This is a genomic window from Sphingobacterium sp. Lzh-3 (assembly GCF_046764375.1).
Classification (GTDB): domain Bacteria; phylum Bacteroidota; class Bacteroidia; order Sphingobacteriales; family Sphingobacteriaceae; genus Sphingobacterium.
The window spans coordinates 2,449,339-2,468,647 of sequence record NZ_CP177226.1; the positions used below are offsets into that span (position 1 = coordinate 2,449,339).

Below are 19,309 nucleotides of genomic sequence, written 5' to 3' on the forward strand. Positions count from 1 at the left end.
CTATTTTTTGCGCAGCTCAAAAAACAGTTCATTTCCCTGTCTTTGGGGAATACTATTTGTTGAATCTGTCAGCTGTAAAATGTCAAATTGCGATGCGAATAATTGTTGATATTCCGTTTGATCTCCACCGAAAGGCGGTCCCTGTAGTGCAAATTCCCGTTTAAACAATAAGCCCATCAGAATACCCTGCTGCTTGAGCAAAGTATGCATTTGTTGTACATAGCTGGGGCGTAATGAAGGATCCAGTGCACAAAAAAATGTTTGCTCAATTATATAGTCGTACTGGCCCTGGTGCTGGAAGAAATCTTGACATACAATTTGGATCTGAGGGCTATTGGCAAACTCCTTTCTTACCTTCGCAACGAGGGTCGGAGCGATATCAAGTAAGGTAATTTGATGGAACCCCATGTCAAGTAGAGCCTTTGCTTCATAAGCATTTCCACAACCGGGAATTAGAATAGATGCATCTTTGGTGATAGACTCCGCTGCATAGTTGATAATAGCAGGAGAGGCATAGCCAATATCCCAGCCTGTTGCTTTGTTTTTATAACGTTCATCCCAATAGTTTCCATCCAATAGTGAAGAATTCATAGCTGTTTTTGTTCTATATGCTTTAGCAATTTACATAAATATTAGGTCAATAGGGTGCTTCTCTTTGCTGAAAATTGCTTTTAGCTATCCGCTCGGAAGTTGATTTTATTCAATTGATTTGCGCTATTGTGGTCAAAGTTCGATTGGCAAGATGTCGTATTGGAGAGAAATCTTGAAATTCAGGTGTGTTCCATACGATATTAAAATTTACAGCGTTCAATTACTCTAGTAGGGATAATCCCCTGATGTTTTTAGATGAATTATATTAAAGTAGTTTTATTTATTGTTTTATTTCTAATTGTTGGTCTTGCCTACGCTAATCAAGATTGGAATGGTTTGGAGAGTGCACATTACTATATCGGTTATTTGTTGTTATCATTATATCTATCGGGCTCAATACTGTTTATGTATAAGCCTCTTCAAGGGGATAGAAAACTAAAACGACATTTTTTTATTCGATTTTCTGTAGTCTGCATCGCCTTTCTGCTACTTCTTGTCCCATATTTGATTCTTAAACAACAAAATGATGGTTTGGGGGCTGGATATTTACTCTATTTTATGACCGTCAGTCTTGCAGCACCGTTGTCCATTTATGCCTTTATTGAGATTCTATGGTTATTTACCCAAAAGAAATATCCGCAAATAGGTGTTAACCTATTACTTGTTGGCTATATCTACTGCCTTTTTTTATTCACTGGTCTATTTGGATATTAAACCTATGGGAGACACCGACTTGTCATCATCGTCTTTTAATCGGTTAAAATTAAGCATGTTTCTGCTCGTTTTTCGAAAATTATTTTTTTGTAAAAAGAATGAGTGATCAAAATTGTTGTTTGCTTCTTATCCGGAAAATTGCTAATTTAATAAGGATTCTTAAACCTGAATTTAAAGAATCTCGAGACTAAACCTGATCAGGTCCTTGTTCTTGAAGATAACAATTTTATAACCAATTAATGGATTGAGGTATGATACACAAAGTAGTTTCCCTTGTATTGGGAGGAGGTCGAGGGTCGCGCCTTTTCCCATTGACACAGCAACGTTCGAAACCAGCGGTTCCAATAGCTGGAAAATATCGTTTGGTCGATATTCCGATTTCGAACTGTTTGAATTCTGGCTATAATAAGATCTTCGTACTGACGCAGTTCAATTCGGCCTCTTTGAACACACACATCAAAAATTCTTACAATTTCAGCATTTTCAGTAAGGGCTTTGTTGACATCTTGGCTGCTGAACAGACCAATGAGGGCGATCGTTGGTTTGAGGGTACGGCTGATGCTGTTAGGCGAACGCAGAAACATCTCCTGAATGTAGATTATGACTACATTCTTGTCTTGTCTGGTGATCAGTTATACCAAATGGATTATTCGAAGCTGATTGACTTCCATGTTGAAAATGGCGGGGATGTTACCATTGCGACTATACCGGTCAATGGTAAGGATGCTACGGGATTTGGTATTTTAAAAGCGAATGAAGCGAATGAAATTACCGCTTTTGTCGAAAAGCCCGATAAGGACGAAGTATTAAATTGGACCTCAGAGGTCTCCGAGGTTTTGCATAAGCAGGGAAGGCATTATTTGGCATCCATGGGGATTTATGTTTTCTCAAAAAACATCTTGCGTAACCTTTTAATTGCCAACCCGGGGATGGATTTTGGCAAAGAAATTATACCCGATGCCATCGAAGCACTTCGCGTGTTAAGTTATCAATTTGATGGTTATTGGACCGATATCGGGACCATCAAATCTTTTTTTGATGCCAATATCGGATTAACGGATGATATTCCGGATTTCAACTTGTTTAATGAGACCGTATATACACGTGCGCGGATGCTTCCGCCTTCGAAAATTTCAGGAACGACTTTAAATAATACGGTAATTGCCGATGGATGTATTTTAAATGGAGATAAACTGGAAAGGTCTGTTATTGGGATACGCTCCCGTATTGGTGAAGGGACGGTTATTAAATCGACCTACATGATGGGAACAGATTACTATGAGCAATTGGAAGAAGTATTGGAATTGGGAAATACACAAAAGCCACCACCGGTAGGCGTCGGTAAACGTTGTTATATTGAAAATGCAATTTTGGATAAGAACTGCCGTATTGGAGATGACGTTCGTATCATTGGTGGACCGGGCTTGAATGATGGCGATTTTGATACGCATATGATCTGTGACGGCATCGTTGTTGTGAAAAAAGATGCTATCATTGCCAACGGGGTTACGATAGGATTTTGATCATTTATCTATGTTGAAGTTAAAGACTGCTGTTTATATAAATTGTGTAAACAGCAGACTTTCGTTGCTTTTTCCTTTGTTTTACTGATAAAATGGAGATTGATGCCCAATATTGTCGTGCTGTATGGAGTAATACTGTCAAAGAGGTAGTTTATAAATATTATCTTTGCGCATTATAAAATTTTTTAAGGCTAAAATGATCGATTACAGGAAACAGATTGTTTTTTATTGGCTACTGGTTTTACTTTTTGTAATGCCGGTAACCTCATTTGCGCAGATCCAGTTGGAACAACCTTCGGATTCGAGTAGCGGATCTCACTTTTTTAAGAAAATTCCTTACAAAGAACTTGCTGTTCCTGTTGGATTGATCACCTATGGTATTGTTGCCAAAGGGAATCCCTTTTTAAAAGGGATAGATGAAGACATTAGAGACGGTGTATCGAGAGGGAACAATCAAAAAATTAAGTTGGACGATTTCACCCGTTTTGCTGGAACTGCCGGAGTTTTTGTTCTGGATGCGGTCGGGGTACCTGCGAAACATAACCTTAAACAACGCCTGTTCACAACAGCAGTTTCCAATATTATCATGACTTCGACCGTGAAAATTATGAAATCGACCATTCCTGTGTGGCGGCCGGACAGTTCAGCGAACAATTCCTTTCCTTCAGGGCATGCTGCCACTGCATTTGTTGGAGCGGAACTTCTTTGGCAGGAATACAGACAGGAGTCAATTTGGTACGGAATAGCGGGTTATGCTGTTGCTGCTGGTACCGGTTATCTGCGGATGCACAATGACAAGCACTGGTTCTCGGATATCGCTATGGGAGCTGGGGTCGGTATCTTAAGTACTAAAATCGCTTATTGGTTGCTACCTTTGGTAGACAGTCGATTGCAGAATTCAAAAAAGAGTTATGTGGTATTACCAACCTATAATGGGCGGCAATTTTGTCTAAATGCCAGCTTACAGTTTTAGGCTCTTATTTTTTTTAGCCCCATTCGGAGCCTCTACATTGATCGTATTCGGCTCGCCTGAAAATAAAATTTCCTAGATATGATTCATACAGGGATATAAATCCGATTTAAATCCCTGGGTTCACTATCGTTTTTAGGTGTCCTACCTGAAGATCGGGACTGCCGTGTCGGGCATTTCCATTCCCTATTTTAAGCATGTAACGTTTCTGTGAATTTTAGATTAAAAAATCATATTAATTTCGTTAATATGATTTTGTTTTTTAAATTTAATAGACAATCTAATCCACTTTTGCTGTTTTTTATAAAAAGAAAGGCATGCAAAGTCAATAAACCAAAGTTGAACCCCACGGTTCTTTATTATTTTAAACCAATTTGTAATTATGATGAGAAATTTTTTTCTTCATGGAAAGGCGAGACCCATTAGCCTTTTGGGGCTCTGCCTGCTGTTTAGTCAGCCTGATTCTTACGCGCTGAATCTGGATCCGATCAATGCTATTGTCGATCAAGATCAGGTTACAGGGATCATCAAAGATGAGAAAGGTCAGGCATTAGCCGGTGCTACCATCACCGTCAAAGGAACATCCGTTCAAACGTCCTCCAATCAACAAGGTGTTTTTTCTATTCGTGCTAAGCGTGGTGATGTTTTGGTCGTGAACTACCAAGGGTTTACAAAACAGGAGGTGGCCGTTTCCACAGGTAATGTGAATGTGGTCATGGTTTCGAGTGATCAAGCACTTGAAGAGGTCGTAATCATTGGCTATGGTAAGCAGCGGAAAGGAAATATTACCGGTTCGGTGGCTACCGTCAATGCAGAACAGTTAAAAAACATCCCCAGTTCAAATCTTTCCAATTCACTCGCCGGTAGAGCCGCGGGAGTCAACGTAACCAATACTTCGGGGATGGCCGGAGCATCGTCGAGCTTGCGTATCCGGGGGAGTTTTGCCGAACCACTCTATGTAATTGATGGCGTGGTTCGCGATAAAGCTGCATTCGATGTGCTTGAAGCGAACGAGGTTGACCAAATGACCTTCTTAAAAGATGCTGCAACTGCCGCAGTGTATGGCACCCGGGCCGGTAATGGTGTAGTGGTAGTAACGACAAAAAAAGGAACAGCGCAAGCACCAGTTTTTAATGTACAAAGTAATTATACTTTCAATACACCAACACAGGAGCTCCTAGCTAACTTAACCACTGCGAAAGATGAACTCACCTATCAAAACCGGGTCGCCGAATTTCGTGGTCTTTCCATCCCAAATGGACAAAAAGAGTTTGATTATTTCAAGGACAAAAATTACAATGCCAATGACGTTATCTGGCGCAATCCGTTTACACATCGACAATCGATATCGGTTAATGGGGGGGGCGACAAAATTACTTATTATAGCTTGCTGAGCTACCGTAAAGAAAATGGATCTTATAAATCTTTGGATCATGAGAAATTTAACCTACGGAGCAATATCTCCGCGCAGATTACTGAAGATTTTAGCATGGATTTTAATATTTCAGCCAACCAGACGAATTCGAAGCGCTTTTTTTGGCCCTTTAGCACATCTTCCAATGATGATGATTTTGATGTATCCGATTTCTACCGTGTTACATTCAACTGGCCAAAGATGTATCCTTTTTACCTGAATGCAGATGGAACGCCAAGCAATACACCAACGGCTTTTCCTGTACAGACCCCTATGGGAAGCTGGCAGGCGTGGAATGTGATCGATCAGGTCATCGGAGATCGCTATATAGACCGTAAAGTGCGGCAGGTCAATCCTATTATGACCCTAAACTTGAAGCTGGATAAATTGGTACAGGGCCTTTCGACAAAAGTTGTAGGAAGTTACATTGCTCAAGACTATATGCGCAAGCGTTATATGAGTTTTCAAAAGAACTATACCTTTACCTCTTTAAACCCGAATGACAACCGCTTTATACCAGCTCCGCCATCAGAAGCTAATATTAATATTTTTACTTTTAGTCAGAGCCAGCCTTTCATGGATTACAGTCCACAACGATTGTGGGAATATCAGGTAAACTGGTTTTTAAACTATAACCGCAAGTTTGGTAAACATTCCGTAGACGGAACATTGGTGTATGAACAGTCCAAAAAAGGAGGGACTTATGTCACTTCACGGGCAGAAAATCCAATTACAGCCCTGGATCAAATGTTTATTTATCCTACAGATCGCAACTTCAGGTCGACAACGGCCAATGAAACGATCGATTCGAGACGTGGTATCATCGGGCGTGCCAACTACAATTATGCGGATAAATATATTGCGGAGTTTTCTTTTCGTTATGATGGTTCACCATTATTCCCGACAGATAAGCGCTGGGGATTTTTTCCTTCAGTATCAGCAGCCTGGCGTGTGTCGGACGAAAACTTCTTTACGGATATAAAAAATACGATATCGGATTTGAAGTTCAGAGCTTCTTATGGTACAACGGGTAACGATTTGGATGTCAATGCCAATCGAATCGGGCAATTTGGTTATTTAGAAAAGTACACCACCTCGGGCGGCTATATGTTTGGTGACCGCTATTATAATGGTATTGCATATGGTGCAACCCCAACACAAAATCTAACCTGGACAACTTCTAAGAGTGTCAACTTGGGTTTAGATTTTGGATTTGTTAATAATAAGCTGACCGGTAGCCTTGATCTGTTTTCACGCAAGGAAACCAATATTCTTGGTCCAAGATCGCTGAAGGTTCCTGACAATTACGGTCGTGCACTTGCTCCTGAAAACTATGCGGCGAGAAGTTATAAAGGCGGCGAGATTTCATTTAACTGGAATGACAAGGTTGGTGAAGTGGCTTATGGTCTCAATGCCAATCTGGGGTATGCCAAAGACCGTTGGGACATCATTGACGAAGAACCTTCTTATGCGTCGGGCCAACCGCAGAACTTTCGCTCCAGAATTGGACGACCTGAGAATAGAATAATCGGCTTAGAATCCCTTGGTTTGGTTAGGACACAGGCTGAAGCTGATGCGTTGAAAGCAAAAGGATTTAAGACCTACGGAAGGGATCCTTTTCCTGGGATGATCTTATATAAAGATATTCAGGGAGCAAATTACTCAGGTGGTCCGGATGGGAAAATTGATGATAACGATTTGCAGTTATTGTCGGACAATAATTCCCCGCGCATCAATTATGGGTTTGGATTCAATGCGAGCTGGAAGGGCTTTTATGTCTCGGCCTTATTTCAGGGAGTCCTTGCTTATGATCGCATGATCAGTAATCAAGAAGGTGGTGGAATGCGCCAGCACGGTGATACCTTCCGTCCGTATTATCCAATTTGGGCTTCCGATGTTTGGACACCGGATAATACCGACGCCAAATATCCGCGACCAACGGGGTACTCAGGCTGGGCCGAATCCGGTGCAGCCCCTTCGTCATTCTGGATAAGAAATGGGGCCTATTTGCGCTTACGTGACATTAATGTTTCTTATCGATTGCCGAAAAGCGTGACAGAGAAATTGCGTGTGAAAGATGTCAATCTGTTTTTTAATGGAACCAATTTGTTTGTTTTTTCGCCAATGAAAGAGTTTCATGATCCCGAACAAAAGCTGTATGATTCTTATCCAGTCATGAAAACCTTTACGTTTGGACTTGATGTTAAATTTTAAATGAAAAAAAGATGAAAAAAATATATTATCCTTTAATTGCATTGGCCTTGTGCATGTCCTCCTGTAAAAACGTATTGGACATTGAGGACCTCAATTCGCTGGATGAAGCTAAGGTATGGGCTGATCCAAATCTAGTGAACGGCTATCTTGCCAATTTATATCCACTATTTGGTAACTGGAATTCTGGTGCGGACGGAAATTCGGAACAACTAATCGGGATCGCTTTTCCATTGGATGCGGTTACCGTCAACAATGGTTCTTACAAATCGTGGGATTATACGACCATCCGGAAAATCAATACGGCCATACAGAAAGTCAATGAAAGTAGTTCGTTAAAAGATGACTTTAAAAAAACGGTGATTGGCCAAGCGTTGTTTATGCGTGCCTTTATGTATTTTAACATGGTCAGGATCCACGGCGGTGTTCCTTATATTACTGTACCGCAAGACCTAAAAAATGATGATCTAAATGTGCCCCGCAATTCGACAAAAGAATGTTTTGAGCTGATCGTTAAAGATCTGGATCAGGCTATTTCACAATTGCCAAAAACAATTGCAAAAGGAACGGCAGATTATGGGAAAATTGATGGTGATTTTGCAGCCGCTTTTAAAGCAAAGGTATTGTTATATAAGGCTTCTCCACAGTTTAACCCTTCCAATCCTTATGGAAATGCCTATTGGCAGGAGGCCAATACCGCAAATAAATTAGCTTATGATCAGCTTAAGGCGGATGGCTATAGTTTGACTTCAGATTATTCCAATATCGCGCTGGTAGAAAAGGGGCCAGAGGTTGTTTTTGCTGTGATTAATACCTATCCAAATAAAGTTGCCAATTGGGATAATGGTGTACGTCCGGGATCCGAAAGTAGAGGGCCGGCAGGTTCCGTTCCATCCTGGGAATTTGTAAAAGCTTTTCCAATGAAAGATGGAAAGCTATATTCCGATCAAGCGGGTAAATACCATAAGACAGAAGATCAATTTTTACAATCCTATTGGGAAAACCGCGATCCGCGTTTTGACAAGTCTATTGTGTGGAATGCCAAAATCTATGAAGTTTCTGGCAAGACTGGCAAAAGACAATACACTTCTGTCGGTATTGCTCCGGCTTTAGATGACTTTGGCATTAACCCGAAGGCAAAAACTCCATCGTCCAATTTGGATCGATATAGTGGTTTTTTTATCTTAAAAAATTCCAAACTGTCATTAAAGCAAACCGAAGTGGAAACTCAGTATGATGTCGACTTTGTGTTGATGCGCTATGCTGAGGTCCTATTGAATTATGCTGAAACGGCAAATGAAACAGGAGATTTTGCGACAGCCTTAGACCTGGTTACACAGATTAGGAAAAGAGCGGGAATCGAGCCGGGCGCAGACAATAAATATGGCATAACAGCAACCACGAAGGAACAAATGCGTGAAGCTATTTTGGCAGAGCGTAATATTGAGTTCTGTTTTGAGGGACATCGTTTTTGGGATTTAAGAAGGTTACGTAAGCTCAATATACTGAACAATACAACCAAACATGGAGTTGAAGCGATAGCAATAAATTCAAATGGAACCGAGATGAATCTGGATGATGCCAATGCATTGGCCAAAACATACACATTGAAAGAAAATCAGTTCAAATATAGCGTCTTGCAGGTGCCAAGTACAGGAAATAAAGTGAATTTGGTGCCCGATACCTATTATTTCTTTCCCGTCGCGCAGTCGGTCATTGACAAGAACCCAAATATCAAGCAGAATAAAGATTGGGGCGGTACATTTAATCCAACCATGGAATAGTATTTTTGTCTAAACCCATTCAATAAAAAACACCCGCAACAGCTAAAGCCGTTGCGGGTGTTTTATTTAAATCTCATGTATGGTGAGTTTATTAATCGCCCGATTGAGCCTTATTTGGATGATAATTTAAAAACTCTTGAACTGAGTCTACCCTGGCCTTTGATTTTGATTTCTTTCGGATAGAGTTCCAAAAGTCCATAGGCATTGCTGGTAGCTGTTTCGATCATACCTTCTATGGTTACAAAAGGAATATTATTTGCCATTACATAATTGCCTTTATGATGATGACCGGAAAGTACCAGCTTAACTTCGGGGAATTGGTATAGTATATCAAGAACTGCCCGGTTATTGAGTGTTTCATAGCCGTTTTCTGGCAATAAAGGATGATGTGTCAATACAATCACATGCGCTTTGTTTTTCCGCGCTTGGGCAAGTTCGTTTTGCAACCATTTGAGTTGTTTACGGTCAACCCCGGCATTCCAGGGTTGCGTATTTTTCCTTCCGCTTGTCTGTAGGCTATCCACTAGGGTTTTCCATTCATGTTGGTCTGCTGAATTGGGCGTTGTGGCATATTCACTGAGCGCATTCGTATTTAAGAAAACAAATCGCCATTTTCCTTTTGTAAATGCGTAGTATTTAGCTGGCATCCCAAAAGTAGTGTGCAAAAGATCTGGTTTGGATACGTTGACATAGTCGTGGTTTCCAAGTAGACAATAAGTCGGTTTTTTTAAAGGGGAGAGATGTTTTATCAGTATAGGTAGATCTTTTGGACCTTCGTCGACAAGATCGCCAAGAATCAATGAAAAATCGACCTTATTGCGATTGAAGAAGTCTACAGCCGTATCGACCTTCATTAATGAATTGTGGTAGAAACGGCTACCGTGGTCTGCTTTGTCTGCGTATTGCATATCGGCCATGATACCGATACGGAGGACCGGTGTGTTGGATTGTGCCATGCTGAATAAGCTGGGTAAAGAGCAGATAACGAATATGGAAAGAAACTTCCATTCCCGTTTGATTTTTAAGCCAATCTGTTTCATTTTTTAGCGTTTTAAAATATATTGCTATAAGAATATATTAGTCTGTATTCCGGTAATGTTCCTTTACGGTCTGTTTAGTCTATTTTTGAACCGCCGTTCTGAGTAATTGATTATAATGTTATTACGAGTATACTGAGAATAAATTAGAGATTCAAGTAAATTGAATACACAAACGTTTGTGTAAATTGATGGATCACTAACGAATTATAAATGATTGCCAACACATATAAACTATCGATTTTTTAGCTATTGTAATACTGTAAATTGGCGATTGTGATGTTTAACGAATAAAAGGTTTTAACTTTTGTGTTGATTATAATTTTTTAAAGGCTTATTATTTGAAACGAAGAGCAAAAATAAATACGTATGATAAAGAAAATCCTGATTAGCTTGACTTTAATTACCATTATTGGCTGTTGCTGGTTTTTTTTTACGCTATTCGATGCTATCGACTTGGCGCCTACGAAAAATAATCATTTGGCAAGTGAGGAAAAATGGAAAATAGAGCAGCGGGCTGATATTGACAGCTGTGAAAAGCATCTGCTGAAAAATCAGATCGATTTACGGCGCGGAAATGCAAAACGGGTCTCTGAACTCGCTTTTCGAACACAAACTATTTTATTTTTTGTCATCTGTATACAGATTGTTATACTCTTAATACTTCTAATAGTTCCCAAAAGATATATTTTTAAAATTTAAGAATGAAAATGCTGCTGAATAATTTGAGGTTGTCAATAGGACAAGCTGGTCGTTGTGTGCAAAACATGGATGACTAGTATTCAAAAAAAACGTATTTTCACAATAGACAAATTTTATCCATACCAGTAAGGACTAAAAAACGATATCAATGATCAAACAGAATGCGGCGGAGAGAGCCACTATTTACCTGAATACAAAAGAAGAATGGCGATTTTGGCTTGAGAACAATCATCACATAGCACAATCAATTTGGGTGATCTGTAATACTAAAAAATCAAATTTACCGGTGGTCAACTGGACTGAACTTGTGGATGAAGCATTGTGTTTTGGCTGGATTGATAGCACACGGAGACCGATTGATGCCTATTCATTCATGCAGTTATTTAGCCGAAGAAAACCCAATAGTACCTGGTCTAAAATTAACAAAGAAAAAGTTAAAAAACTAATCGATGGGAATCTGATGACTCCAGCGGGGCATGAGGTTATAAAAATAGCACAAGAAAATGGCTCCTGGTCAATTTTGGACAGTGTGGAAGAGTTAATTATTCCCCAGGATTTGGATGAAGCATTTCAACATTACGCTGGTTCAAAAGATTATTTTCTTGGATTGAGTAAATCCGTCAAAAAAATGATGTTGCAATGGATTGTTCTTGCCAAAAGACCAGATACCCGCAAAAAACGCATTGATGAGATCGTGGCAAGGGCGGCTGAAAAAGACAGGCCTAAGCAATTTCAGTAAGTTTCCAGTATTTTGAACTGCTATATCGAGTGGTAAATAAAGAATTTTTGGTCAGATCTAAACATCTGGTTTTACCAATTCTATTGCCTGATAGGGCTGTTTAAATAGTGCTATTTTCATGGCTATTTAATAGCAATCTTTTGGAAGCGCTTCATTGTAAAACTGATCTTCAATTTTTCCTACAAAACGTATTAATTAATTTATACCAGTTCTACTATTAGTAGGGGTTTAACAGGGGGATAACAGGGGGTTAACAGGGGTATAACAGGGGTAAACCCTTGTTAACCCCTAGCTATATCCCTGTAAAAATGGTACTATTCCGATTTAACTTACGAACATGATCGCAATGTGGTAACATGGTTAGGGGGATAAAGAATAGTTGTCTCAATAATGCCATTTTTTATATTGGGAATATGATAAGCGGTGATAGTGCGTGTTATATAATGATGAAACGATCAAAAGACCATGTTAAAGCTTATATCAATAGCAACTTGATTTGCTGTATTTGCTCAATTTTTGTATCATTGGGGAGATGATAACCAATGCAGCAGCTTAAGTCTTTTTTATACGCGTATCTCCAACTCTTTCTTTTCCTTTTCTTAGGGCAATCTTCAGTTTGGAGCCAGGTCAATACGTATGCGTTTAAAACCTTAACTTCTGATCAGGGCCTGGTCCATAATCATGTCAATTGCGCACTCCGGGATAAGTATAATTACCTTTGGTTTGGTACCGAATCTGGCCTGAGCCGATTTGATGGGGCGCAATTCACAAATTTTCGCTATTCTGCCAATAAACGTACCGGGCTGAGTGGAAATTCGATTTCCGCAATCTTTGAGGGACTAGAAGGCAATGTATGGATTCGTACCAGCAACCGGATGAATGTGTATGATCAGCGCTCAGGTATTATCATCCAGCAGCTTGATTCCATACTGACCCGCTTAAAGTTGCCCGTCAAAGACGTACATACGATAAGACAGCTGGAAGGGCAGATCTTTGCACTATTGTATAGCGATCGTTCGCTGATCTTGTACGATAGCCTAAAGAAAACCTATCGTACTGTACCGCCGTTGACCAAAAACAACCGAATCGCCGATGTGATAGCTGGGCAAGGCCACACGATCTGGGTAATCTACGAAAATGGCCTGCTGGGCCATATTGATACGAAATCACTTCAAAGTACCAAAGCCAGCTTATTGCCGATCAGCAATAAGCTGGTAAATTATAATCTATTTGCCGATCAGGATGGGGCGATATGGATCTTCTCAAAGGATATTCCAATCGGTGTATACTGGTTTGACCCGAAAGATGGATCAATTCAACATCTCCAAAAAGAACTATCCAATCCTTTTGTAGGCAATATCGTGCAAGATGATAAAGGGCACCTCTGGCTAGGAACTGACCATGGTGGGATCAATGTTTATGATAAAAAAACAAAAAGTGTACAAATCATCGGTAACGATAAATATGATTTACGAAGCCTACCTTACAATAGCATAACGGCTTTATATCGGGATAAGTCAGGTATTATCTGGACGGGAACATACAAAGGCGGCATCAGTTATTATCATCCCAACTTGTTATTATTCTCCTTAGTCAAGAACTATCCTGGACTTCCCAAATCACTTCCCTTTGACGACGTCAATAAGTTTGTACAGGATCGAAAGGGTAATCTCTGGATTGGGACAAATGGTGGGGGATTGCTCTATTATGATCTCAGTCAGAAAACCTTTACGCAATACCTGCATGATCCTCAGGATCCCAATAGTTTGAGCAGCAACGTGATTGTTTCCTTATTGCTGGATGCGGAAGACAGGCTGTGGATAGGAACTTATCGAGGTGGTATGTGTCGATTTGACGGCAAAAGTTTTAAGGTTTTCCACCGTGACTCGGCCCCCGGGAAATTGAACGACGATAGTGTATGGGAGATCTATGAAGATAGTCAACATCGGCTTTGGATAGGAACGCTAAGTACCGGCCTGTACCTGTTTGATAAAAAAACAGCACAGTTTTCGAAAACATATACACGGCAGGGCCAAACCATCAACAGCAATTATATCTCTGTTTTATTTGAGGATTCAAAAAAACGTCTCTGGATCGGCACAGCTACAGGATTGGCATTGTTGGCCCCCGACGAGAAGATTACCTATATCAATACATCCAGTTCGCCTATGAAACTCATGAATGATCTAATTTATGATATCAAAGAGGATAAAACTGGTCGTATTTGGGTAGCGACACAAGAGGGACTGCATGTAATCGATGGTACCAAAATAAGCTATCTTACACAGCAAGATGGGCTTAGCGACGATGCAATCCTGGCACTCTTGGTCGATGATCAAGGTGATGTTTGGGCTTCCACAAACAAAGGCCTGTCGGCGATTGTCGGTACAGGACAGGCAGAGAAGTTTATCATCCGCAATTTTACGCAGGAATTGGGCCTTCAGGGGAATGTATTCAATGAAAACGCTGCTTTAAAAATGCGGGACGGAAGGCTTGTCTTTGGTGGGCCAAAGGGGTTCAATTTTATTGATCCTGCGAAAATTAGCCGCGAAAGTGAACTGATCTTGCCGCTTTTGTCCAATCTCTATTTATTCAACAAGCGGGTAGCCGTAGGTGAAGAATTTTCGGGCCGGGTCATTTACGATCAAGCCCTGAATAATCTTAAGGAACTGAGGCTTCCGTACAACCTCAATGCCATTTCGCTGGAGTTCTCAACCTTTGACTACCTACAGCAACATAATGGACTCTACCAATATCAGCTTGCTGGTCTAAGTGATGAATGGTTTGATTTTGAACCGGGAACCATGCGGGCCAGTTTTACCAATCTGGACACCCGTAGCTACAGCTTGTATATACGGCATGCTATCGATTCAAGTAGCTGGTCAGATGGTGTACTACTTTTGACAATCGATATACAGCCACCGTTTTGGCGTTCAACAATGGCCTTTCTTTTTTATGCCGGTTTGATACTAGTCGTCCTATGGGCTTATTTTTATTTGACAAAACTGCGTGTCAGGACGCGTAATCAACTTTACCTCGCTCAGGAACAGGCTGCACAGGCAAAGGAACTGGATGCGTTGAAAACACGTTTCTTTACCAATATAAGCCATGAATTCAGGACTCCGATCAGCTTGATTCTAACCCCAACACAGCAGCTGCTGGATGAAGAACAGCATCCAGAAAAAAAAGCCGACCTAAACTTAATCAAGAAGAATGCAGACCGCCTGCTTAAATTGGTCAACCAGCTGCTGGACTTTAGAAAATTGGAGAAAAGTGAACTTGAACTGAATGAAGAGTATGGGGACCTCATGGGATTTATCCGCGAACAGCTCGATGCCTTCGCCGGGATAGCTCAAAGTAATCAGATCTCGTTGCAGGTCAATATCGCTCCAGACACATATCTGTCCTGGTTTGACAAAAACAAATTGGAAAGCATTATTTTCAATCTGATGTCAAATGCGGTCAAATTTAGCCCAGTATCCGGCATTGTGGCATTCCATGCCGAAATCACTGAACAAGAAACAGAAAAGATACTGTGTATTGAAGTTCAAAATCAGGGTATAGCGATTCCCGAAAATTTACAAGCCCGCGTTTTTGAACGTTACATACAACTGGATGTGCCAAATGGAAAACTGAATCAAGGTACAGGCATCGGGCTTTCTATTGTCAAAGACTATGTCGAATTCTTGAATGGAAATATCAGGCTGAGCAGCAATGCGCACTGGACGACATTTAATGTTCAGCTGCCCATAAATAAGGCCGTAGCGAGCGCCGATCCCGTCGAAAGCAGTAAGCAGGATAAACCCGCTATTTTATTGGTGGAAGATGATATTGACTTCCTTCATTACTTGGAGCGAACCCTGAGTTCGGTCTACTTAATTCACGCTGCACAAAGTATTAATGATGCAAAATTGATCCTAAGCAAGCAGCAGGTCGATCTTATCATCACGGATCTTAGCCTGCCTGGAGAGAGCGGACTGGATTTTTGCCGCTTTATAAAAGCCCAGGCTAAGTTGGTTCATATCCCTGTGCTGATTGTAACTGCGGTAGTCAATCAGAAGATTGAACTGGAGGCCTTACAGGCCGGTGCAACAGATTATATAAACAAACCTTTTAATATCAGTCTACTGCGTTCAAAATTGGCGCAGATACTCCATCAGCAGCAGACGTTGGTAAAACGGTATAAAAAACAGATCAACGTTAATCTGGAGCAGCCCGATATCGTATCTGCTGATGAACAGTTTATCCGTTTGCTTGTAAAGGAAATTGAGCAGGATCTCAGTGACTCTTCGCTTTCTGTCGAACTGCTAGCCAAAAGAATGAACCTCACCCGCGTAGGGCTTTATAAAAAGGTGCTTGCCATCACAGGCTATTCACCGATGGAATACATCCGACATATACGGCTCAAGCGTGCCATGCATCTGGTTCAGAACTCGAAATTATCGATGGCTGAAATCGCTTATGAAGTTGGATTCGGAAATCCGAAACAATTCAGCAAATATTTTAAATCTGCATTTGGTAACCTGCCGTCTTTTTATCGAAAAAGCTTATAAATAAGTGGTATAGTGGCAATGTCGTCTGCATGTCTTACCGCATAAGTTAACAAAATAACCCCTAAAAGTTAACAAAACATACCCCTTATACAACCGGTTGCATTTTATATTTGATCTGTTCTTTCAATAGGAAAGGACACGTAATAACCAAGGGAATATAATAACCAATAAATCTTATTTAAATGCGCAACTTAACGTACGCTTTAAGTGGTTTGATGCTCTTCGCAATCGTGCAGCAGGGATTTAGCCAAGCCAATAAAGCTCATTATGAAAAAATGCCTTCTGGTATTAAGGTCAGCTTCAAAAATTCGGAGACCTCCATTGATCAGGATATTTATTTGGATGTCGTAACCGACAAAATTGTGCGTGTCACAGCTGTTCCGGCTGGTGCAGCCTTACCGGGAAAAACAAGCTTAGTGATCGTCGATTCACTGCGCCGGCAAGTAAAATCACTTGCGGTAAGCTCGACCGACTCGACGGTAAATGTACAAACGGCCAATATGCAGGCAGTGGTTTCCTTAATAAATGGTAAAGTGGAATTTTTTGATCTTAAGGGGCAATCCATCTTTAAAGAAGCAAAGCGGAATTCAAGTTCTTTCTTAGCCAATAGTTATCAAGGTGATGCATTTTATCACATTAACCAAGACTTTATTGTCAATGCGGAAGAAGGGATCTATGGACTCGGCCAACATCAGAATGCGGTGATGAACTATAACCGCGGAAAACAGGTTTCGCTGCTGCAATATAATACCGAAATCGGAATCCCCTTTTTACTGTCCACCAATAACTATGGTATTTTATGGCACAATTACTCCATTACAAAAGCGGGCGACGTGCGGCCGTTATTGCCCCTAAATGCGTTTAAGCTGCAGTCAAAAGAAGGTGAACCGGGGTGGCTCACAGCAACCTATGTAAACCGGAACAAAGGCGAAGAGGTTTATCTATCCCGGCCGGAATCGATCATTGACTATGGCTACCTAACAGATCAGCACAAGTTTCCAAAGGGCGTAAATCTGGCCGAAAGCAAAGTCATCTATGCCGGAAGTTTCTCTTCGCCCTACACAGGCAAACATGTGCTGCATTTTAAATATTCGGGTTATATGAAAGTCTGGATTGATGGGGAGCAGGTCGCCGACCGCTGGCGTCAATCCTGGAATGCAGGTACCTTTGAGATTGAGAGAGACCTCCAGAAAGATAAGATCCACCAGATCCGCATGGAATGGATACCAGATGGAGGGGAATCTTATTTTACATTAAACTGGCAGAGCCCTATCCCAGAAGCGCGTAAAAATGTATTTTCCTTTAATTCGGAAGCTGGCGATGCCATTGATTATTACTTTGTTCAGGGGGCATCAATGGATGAGGTCATTGCAGGTTATCGCCACTTGTCCGGCAAGGCACCGATTATGCCGCTTTGGAGCTTCGGATTTTGGCAGAGCAGAGAACGCTACAAGACGCAAGCGGAAATTGAAGCGGTCGCAGCTGAATTTCGCAAACGTAAGATTCCAATCGACAATATTGTGCAGGATTGGTCTTACTGGGCTGAAAATGACTGGGGGAGCCAGAAATTTGATGTAAAGCGTTTCCCAGATCCTCAGGCCATGGTGAAGAAGCTGCATGATCAGCACTTTAAGATCATGATTTCGGCCTGGCCCAAAATCAATGAAGAGTCTTCCGTCTACCAAGAATTTAAAGCCAACAAATGGATCTATCCACGAAATATTTATGATGGCAGAAAAGACTGGATCGGAAAGGGCTATACCTCGACATTTTATGATCCTTTCAACAAAGCGGCACGCGACGGGTTCTGGAAATTGTTGGACAACAACCTGTTCAAAATTGGGATCGATGCCTGGTGGATGGATGCCAGCGAACCAGATATTCACTCCAATATTGATCTGGATGAGCGTAAATCGGTTTTTCAGCCGAGTATAGGGTCATCTGTTCGCTATTATAATGCGTTCCCTTTGCAAAATGCCAAGGGTATCTATGAGGGCCAGCGTGAAACAGACCCTAACAAACGGGTATTTATTCTGACGCGATCTTTTTTTGCAGGGCAGCAGCGCTATGCGGCGGCGGCCTGGAGCGGCGATATTGCTTCGAGATGGCATGACATGAAAGATCAGATTGCGGGGGGTATCAATTTCTCGATGTCCGGGACACCTTATTGGACCATGGATGCGGGTGGCTTTTTGGTTGAAAATAGGTTTCACAAACCGAATGCGGCGGACTTGGAGGAGTGGCGCGAGTTAAATAGCCGCTGGTACCAATACGGGGCATTCTTGCCTTTGTTCAGGGCGCATGGACAATATCCCTACCGCGAGCCGTATAATATCGCTCCTGTGGATCATCCGGCCTATAAAAGCATGACCTATGCGATCAATCTACGGTATAAATTACTGGCCTATAATTATAGTCTTGCCGCGAAGACTTTTTTTGAAGACTATTCGATGATACGTGGACTTGCCATGGATTTCCCGCAGGACAAAGATGGATTCCAGAGCAACGACCAATACCTTTGGGGACCATCCTTGCTCATCAGTCCAGTCACTGAAAAAGGAGCGACCTCACGAAAGATACACTTTCCAAAAGGAGCCAGCTGGTATGATTTATACAGTGGCAAGATGGTAGCAGGCGGGCAGGATCTGGTTGTGGCAGCACCATACGAACGTATCCCTGTTTATGTCAGAGCCGGAGCAATAGTACCCATTGGGCCTGTCATGCAGTATACGGCCGAGAAAAAGCCGGATGTGCTGGATCTTTATATCTATGCCGGAGCAAACGGTCAGTTTTCACTCTATGAAGACGAAGGGAGCAATTATAATTATGAAAAAGGGAAATATAGCCGCATTGATTTCAGCTATGACAATTCTGCACAAATACTGTCTTTGGCCAGCCGTCAGGGAGATTTCGACGGCATGCTGACCAAAAGAAAGTTCAATATCATTTTTGTCAGCGACAGCAACGCCGTCGGACTGGATGTTTCATCAGCAAAATCAACAGTGGTAACCTATACAGGCAAAGCCTTGCAGGTCAAATTAAAATAATAAAAAACCAATTTATAAATCAAG

Annotated in this window: 11 protein-coding genes; 9 read left to right on the forward strand and 2 right to left on the reverse strand. The window is 41.3% G+C overall.

The window, feature by feature from the left end; translation table 11 throughout:
- A complete protein-coding gene (locus tag ACLCDV_RS09980) occupies positions 1–591 on the reverse strand; it encodes a methyltransferase domain-containing protein (RefSeq protein ID WP_411973570.1) in 591 nt (196 codons plus the stop codon).
- A 255-nt stretch (positions 592–846) separates the two neighbouring features.
- Between ACLCDV_RS09980 and ACLCDV_RS09985 the strand changes: the two genes are divergently transcribed.
- From ACLCDV_RS09985 to ACLCDV_RS10005, 5 genes are all read left to right on the forward strand, one after another.
- Positions 847–1,305 carry a hypothetical protein gene (locus ACLCDV_RS09985; RefSeq protein ID WP_411973571.1) on the forward strand — a complete coding sequence of 153 codons (459 nt, stop codon included), beginning with the start codon at positions 847–849 and terminating at the stop codon, positions 1,303–1,305.
- Between the two features lie 251 nt (positions 1,306–1,556).
- Positions 1,557–2,828: a glucose-1-phosphate adenylyltransferase gene (locus tag ACLCDV_RS09990; protein ID WP_145327434.1), complete on the forward strand. Its 1,272-nt coding sequence runs from the start codon at positions 1,557–1,559 to the stop codon at positions 2,826–2,828.
- Between the two features lie 196 nt (positions 2,829–3,024).
- Positions 3,025–3,801 carry a phosphatase PAP2 family protein gene (locus tag ACLCDV_RS09995; protein ID WP_313182945.1) on the forward strand — a complete coding sequence of 259 codons (777 nt, stop codon included), beginning with the start codon at positions 3,025–3,027 and terminating at the stop codon, positions 3,799–3,801.
- A gap of 379 nt (positions 3,802–4,180) precedes the next feature.
- A complete protein-coding gene (locus tag ACLCDV_RS10000) occupies positions 4,181–7,426 on the forward strand; it encodes a SusC/RagA family TonB-linked outer membrane protein (protein ID WP_411973572.1) in 3,246 nt (1,081 codons plus the stop codon).
- An 11-nt stretch (positions 7,427–7,437) separates the two neighbouring features.
- The gene (locus ACLCDV_RS10005; RefSeq protein WP_333575443.1) at positions 7,438–9,207 is read left to right on the forward strand and encodes a RagB/SusD family nutrient uptake outer membrane protein; all 1,770 of its coding nucleotides are present in this window, start codon (positions 7,438–7,440) and stop codon (positions 9,205–9,207) included.
- A 110-nt stretch (positions 9,208–9,317) separates the two neighbouring features.
- Here ACLCDV_RS10005 and ACLCDV_RS10010 read toward each other — a convergent pair whose 3' ends face one another.
- The gene (locus tag ACLCDV_RS10010; protein WP_411973573.1) at positions 9,318–10,247 is read right to left on the reverse strand and encodes a metallophosphoesterase; all 930 of its coding nucleotides are present in this window, start codon (positions 10,245–10,247) and stop codon (positions 9,318–9,320) included.
- A 366-nt stretch (positions 10,248–10,613) separates the two neighbouring features.
- Between ACLCDV_RS10010 and ACLCDV_RS10015 the strand changes: the two genes are divergently transcribed.
- From ACLCDV_RS10015 to ACLCDV_RS10030, 4 genes are all read left to right on the forward strand, one after another.
- Positions 10,614–10,946 (forward strand): hypothetical protein, encoded by a 333-nt coding sequence (locus ACLCDV_RS10015; protein ID WP_317667286.1) that lies wholly within the window; start codon positions 10,614–10,616, stop codon positions 10,944–10,946.
- Positions 10,947–11,094: 148 nt separating this feature from the next.
- Positions 11,095–11,685: a YdeI/OmpD-associated family protein gene (locus ACLCDV_RS10020; RefSeq protein WP_411973574.1), complete on the forward strand. Its 591-nt coding sequence runs from the start codon at positions 11,095–11,097 to the stop codon at positions 11,683–11,685.
- Between the two features lie 542 nt (positions 11,686–12,227).
- Complete coding sequence (locus ACLCDV_RS10025) at positions 12,228–16,238, forward strand: two-component regulator propeller domain-containing protein (RefSeq protein WP_411973575.1); 4,011 nt, start codon at positions 12,228–12,230, stop codon at positions 16,236–16,238.
- Positions 16,239–16,420: 182 nt separating this feature from the next.
- Complete coding sequence (locus tag ACLCDV_RS10030; protein ID WP_411973576.1) at positions 16,421–19,285, forward strand: TIM-barrel domain-containing protein; 2,865 nt, start codon at positions 16,421–16,423, stop codon at positions 19,283–19,285.
- Positions 19,286–19,309: the final 24 nt, after the last annotated feature.

What these genes read in the sequence shown, in the direction of transcription:
- ACLCDV_RS10020 (WP_411973574.1), top strand. Translation starts at nt 11,095, where the DNA reads ATGATCAAACAGAATGCGGCGGAGAGAGCCACTATTTACCTGAATACA.
- ACLCDV_RS09985 (WP_411973571.1), top strand. Translation starts at nt 847, where the DNA reads ATGAATTATATTAAAGTAGTTTTATTTATTGTTTTATTTCTAATTGTT.
- ACLCDV_RS09990 (WP_145327434.1), top strand. Translation starts at nt 1,557, where the DNA reads ATGATACACAAAGTAGTTTCCCTTGTATTGGGAGGAGGTCGAGGGTCG.
- ACLCDV_RS10025 (WP_411973575.1), top strand. Translation starts at nt 12,228, where the DNA reads ATGCAGCAGCTTAAGTCTTTTTTATACGCGTATCTCCAACTCTTTCTT.
- ACLCDV_RS10010 (WP_411973573.1), bottom strand. Translation starts at nt 10,247, where the DNA reads ATGAAACAGATTGGCTTAAAAATCAAACGGGAATGGAAGTTTCTTTCC.
- ACLCDV_RS10005 (WP_333575443.1), top strand. Translation starts at nt 7,438, where the DNA reads ATGAAAAAAATATATTATCCTTTAATTGCATTGGCCTTGTGCATGTCC.
- ACLCDV_RS09980 (WP_411973570.1), bottom strand. Translation starts at nt 591, where the DNA reads ATGAATTCTTCACTATTGGATGGAAACTATTGGGATGAACGTTATAAA.
- ACLCDV_RS10030 (WP_411973576.1), top strand. Translation starts at nt 16,421, where the DNA reads ATGCGCAACTTAACGTACGCTTTAAGTGGTTTGATGCTCTTCGCAATC.
- ACLCDV_RS10000 (WP_411973572.1), top strand. Translation starts at nt 4,181, where the DNA reads ATGATGAGAAATTTTTTTCTTCATGGAAAGGCGAGACCCATTAGCCTT.
- ACLCDV_RS09995 (WP_313182945.1), top strand. Translation starts at nt 3,025, where the DNA reads ATGATCGATTACAGGAAACAGATTGTTTTTTATTGGCTACTGGTTTTA.
- ACLCDV_RS10015 (WP_317667286.1), top strand. Translation starts at nt 10,614, where the DNA reads ATGATAAAGAAAATCCTGATTAGCTTGACTTTAATTACCATTATTGGC.